The organism is Flavobacterium sp., assembly GCF_017744675.1.
Classification (GTDB): domain Bacteria; phylum Bacteroidota; class Bacteroidia; order Flavobacteriales; family Flavobacteriaceae; genus Flavobacterium.
Window position 1 is genome coordinate 1 of record NZ_JAGIAV010000011.1, and the last position, 5,019, is coordinate 5,019.

2 protein-coding genes are annotated in these 5,019 nt (G+C 34.8%); both read right to left on the reverse strand.

Features of this window, described 5'->3' with window-relative positions; translation table 11 throughout:
• The coding region (locus J7574_RS23095; RefSeq protein ID WP_290974707.1) for a condensation domain-containing protein at positions 1 to 2,085 on the reverse strand (2,085 nt) is incomplete at its 3' end.
• Between the two features lie 125 nt (positions 2,086 to 2,210).
• Positions 2,211 to 5,019 (reverse strand): amino acid adenylation domain-containing protein (locus J7574_RS23100; protein WP_290974709.1); only part of this gene is annotated, 2,809 nt, incomplete at its 5' end.

Below are 5,019 nucleotides of genomic sequence, written 5' to 3' on the forward strand. Positions count from 1 at the left end.
GCCTTTGGGCTGGCCTGTTGAACCCGAGGTATAGATGATATAGGCAAGGTCTGCTGCCTGCAAGTCTGCTGCCTTAACCGTATGGGATTCAAGGCTATCCAGTTGGGCATCTACTGCAAAGACATGTCCGCTGTAGCCTGCAAGATCAAACATATAATCGGTCTGGGTCAGAAGGATTCTGATGGCGGTATCCTCAATGATATATGCCTTGCGCTGCTCCGGGTAGGAAGCATCGATAGGGACATAGGCTGCGCCGGATTTAAGGATCCCCAAAATGGAGACGATCATCTTCTCGGAGCGGTCCTGCATAATGCCAACCAGTTCCCCTTTCTCAACCCCGCAGCTATCCTGAAGGTAAAACGCCAGGGCATCGGACTTCTCATCAAGCTCCTGATAGCTAAGGGTCAGTCCTTCATAATGCAGGGCTGCAGACTCCGGGGATATTCTTGCCTGCTCTTTGAACAGATCAAGCATATTGGCATAAGCATGCCCCGGTACATCAGTATGGTTGAATTCTTCTGTTAATTCTTGGCGTTCTGCCTCGCTTAGGCACTCTAAGGCATTCAGGGCCTTGTCCGGTGCGCTCACCGCTGCCTGCATCAGCTGCTCAAAATGGGTAAACATAGCCTCAACTGTGGATTCCTTATAAAGGTCGCTGTTGTATTCCAAAAGCAGACTCAGCCCTTCATCGGATTCTGTAAAAATAAAAGTTAAATCAAACTTGCTTATTTTCGGAATGCTGCCTTCATACCCTTCATAAACACTCATCTTCAGATCATCTAAAACTTTATCTTCCAGATTAGTGGAGCGATTGTCATGATAATCGATAAATACATCAAATAATACGCTACGACTTAAATCACGTTTTAAATTCAATTCTTCAATAAGCTGATCAAACGGAAATACCTGATGTTCATAAGCTTCTAAAGTAGTTTTACGAACTTCCTTCAATAGGGTTTTAAAACTGTTATTCCCTTCAAATCTTGTGCGTAAAGCAAGTGTATTTAAATAAAAACCAATTTGTCCATCTAATTCGCTATTATCGCGTCCAGCTATTGGACTACCAATAATAATATCTTCCTGGTGACTATAGTGATATAATAAACCAACTACTCCACTGAATAATCCCATGAACAAACTACCATTCTGGTCTTTACTGAATGTTTGAATATTTTTATAAATGTCCTTATTTATAAAACGCACAATACTTCCTCCATTGTATGTTTTTACTTGTGGACGTGCTTTATCGCCTGCAATATCAAGAACAGGAAGCTGACCTCCTAACTGGTTTAACCAATAATCGCGATGACTTGATAAACTGGAACTGTTTAACTGTTCTTGCTGCCAGGCTGCATAATCCTTATACTGAATATTTAAAGAGGGAAGTTCAAGGTGTTGTCCTTTTAACTGTGTATTATAAAACTGAAGTAATTCATCAATAAATATCTTCATTGACCAACCATCCCCAATAATGTGGTGCATCACGAAAGTAAAAACCCATTTATTTGGATTAAGCTGATATAAATTAGCGCGTAATAGTGGAAGTCTCGATAAGTCAAATGAACGTAATAATTCTTCTTCGATAAGATTTGCTAATTGTACTTCCTGATCTTTTTCATTTTGCAAATCATGGTTATCAATCAAAAACTCAAACTGATCCTCTGGCACAATAAATTGCATTGTTTCTCCTTTTTCATTTTCTTTAAAAAAGGTGCGAAGAATTTCATGACGTTTTATTAACTGATTGAATGCTGAATTTAAAGCGTTACTATTTAAATTACCTTCAAATGTGTAAACACTGGGCATGTTATATGCAATATTGCTATCGGCAAAACGACTCAAAATCCACATACGACGCTGAGACGAAGAGAGGATATAACTTTCTGCCTCTGGTACTTTTGCAATTGGGACATTGGTTATGGTTTGAGTATTGCTTTTTAGAAATTGAATAATTTCCAATTTCTTTTCCTTAATTTCTTTTAGAAGTGAATCCGGAATTTGCTGATCAAATTTTATTTTCAGATCTTCATTTTCTAATGAAATGTAAATTTTATTTTCCCTTAGTTTACTTAATAATTCTCTCATAATAGCTTTTATATTATACTTTAAACTAGCGTCTCACACTTCCATTTTTAAATGTTTGAGACGTTAATACTGCTTGTTTTTATTAAAAAATCGGTAAAATTTTATGTTTAGTTATTTGATACACTTTATATCGTCAATTCGTTTTCGGTAACAACATCGGTTGTCAGCCATCTTTTTTCAACAATTAAATTTGCGACGCCTTCAATTGTTTTATTTAGAAAAAAATCACTAATAGAAATTTCGATATTAAACTCTGTGATGATCTTTTTTATAGCAACCATTGCATTAAGACTATGTCCTCCTAATTCAAAAAAATCATCTGTAATTCCTATATTCTCAACTCCTAAGACTTCCTGCCAAATGGCAACTAAATTTTTCTCTATCTCATTAGTTGGTGCGATATATTCTTTTCTTACCAGATCATCTCCGGAAATATCCGGTAAAGCTTTTTTATCTAATTTCCCATTTTGGGTTAGGGGAAACTTTTCGAGTGCGATATAGAAACCCGGAATCATATAATCCGGTAATCTTTTCTGTAAAAAATTTCGAAGTTTCAATTTATCAAGGGCTATTTCAGATACAAAATATGCTACCAGTACTTTTTGATTATTTTCTTCCTTTACTTCAACAACTACTTGTTTTAAATCTGTTGAATATTCAAGTATTAAATTCTCAATCTCACTTAATTCTATTCGGTAACCTCTTATTTTTACTTGCTGATCATTCCTTCCAAAAAATTCAATATTGCCATCGGGCAACCAACGGCCTAAATCTCCGGTGGCGTACATTCGTTCTCCTTTTTTGAAAGGATTTTCTATAAATTTTTCTTTCGTTAGTTCCGATTGATTTAAATAACCTCTGGCAACTCCGGCACCTCCTACATATATTTTTCCAACGACTGCCGTAGGTACTAAGTTGGATGCCTCATCAAGAATATATACACTGGAATTTGGTATAGGACTACCAATCGGAATGTTTAAGTATTTTTGATTTTTTATTTCAAAAGTTGTCGAAAACGTAGTGTTTTCTGTAGGTCCATATCCGTTTACAATTTTGATAGCCGGATATTTTTCATACACTTTCAAAATAGATGCAGGAGAAACAATATCACCTCCTACAATTAGCTGGCTTATTTGCTCAAAAACTTCAATCTCATTTTCTACTACTTGCGTAAACCAGGAAGCTGTCATCCAGAGAGAATTCACTTTATTATCCTGAATAACTTTTTTAAGGCTTTCTAATTCCAGCAGGTTCTCTTGTTTGGTCAATATTAGTTTTGAACCATTTAATAAAGTTCCAAAAAACTCTATAATCGTCGCGTCAAAAGAAACAGATCCGGTACTGAGTAAAACTTTTTCTTCGTTTAAAGGAAAAAATGAACATGGCTTGACTAATCTAACTACATTTTTTTGCTCGATCATAACCCCTTTTGGATTACCTGTAGTACCAGAAGTGTACATTACGTAGGCTAAATCATCTGGTTGATTAACTGTTTCGAGATTATCTTTACTGTACTTTTCTCCGGCTTTATTTAATTGTTCTATTACTTCCTGATCTATAACAATTTTGCAATTGATATCTTTTTCGATATAAGCTACTCTCTCTTTTGGATAATTGATGTCTATAGGAACATATGCTCCTCCGGATTTCAATATTGCCAAAATAGAAATTATTAGTTTTTCGCTTCTTTGCAGTTTTATTCCAACTAAATCATTTCGTTGAATAGTATAATTTGTTCTTAGATAATTGGCTAACTGATTTGATCTTTCATTGATTTCCCGATAAGTTAGTTTCAATTCTTCAAATGCGACAGCTATATTATCCGGTGTTTTTTCAACTTGTTCTTCAAACAACTCGGTTATCGTCTTATCTTTAGGATAATCTATATCTGTATCGTTAAAGGCAAATAATAGCTGCTCCTTTTCTGATTTGGTTAGATACTCAATTTCTTTTATATCTGTTTCCGGTTGTTGTACCAATGCTGTCATCAGATTCTCAAAATGAATCCCCATTCTCTCTATCAAACAGATATCAAAAACATCGGTATTGTATTCTATTGTGAGCGCTAAATCTTCATTCTCAGCAAAGATGAAACTAAGATCAAACTGGGATGTTTTTCTGTTGAAATCATATTTTTCAACCTGTACTCCGTTAAGCTCCACATCGCTTTTTATGTTATTTAATTGTGCCTGATTTTGTAAAACTATCAATACATCAAATAAAGCAGAACGACTGGTGTCACGTTTTAAATTTAGTTTTTCTACTAAGTCACTAAAAGGATAAGATTGATTTTCATAGGCACCTAATAAAATCTCTTTTTGTAAGGTTGTAAAGTCTAAAAAGTTATGTACTTCCTGAAACTGTGTTCTTATTGCCAGTGTATTCAGATACAATCCAAATTGATTCTCTAATTCGGGATGTTCCCTTCCAGCTATCGGAGTACCAATTATTATATCATCTTGTCCGGTATATTTATACAATAAGATATTAAACCCTGCCATTAGAGTCATAAATAATGTTGTATCATGCTCTTTTGAAAACACTTTAAGATTTTCTAAAAAAGCTTTTGAAAAAGTATAGCTAAGATTGGCTCCGTTATACGTTTTAACTAAAGGACGCATTTTGAATCCTGGTAAATTCAATACAGGAGGCAGATCAGTAAATTGCTGAAGCCAATACTTCTCTGATGCCTGATTTTTTTCTTGCTGATCTGCTTCTTTTAGCCAGACAGCATAATCTTTGTACTGAATTCTTAAAGGAGAAAGACTGTTCTTTTTATTCTGCATTAAAGCATTGTAGACGCTTATTACTTCAGAAATCAATAATTCAATCGACCATCCATCTCCAATAATATGATGAAAGGTTAAGAAAAACACATATTCATTTTCTTTTAATTTTATTAAAGATGCCCTAACCAATGGTGCCTGCTCTAAA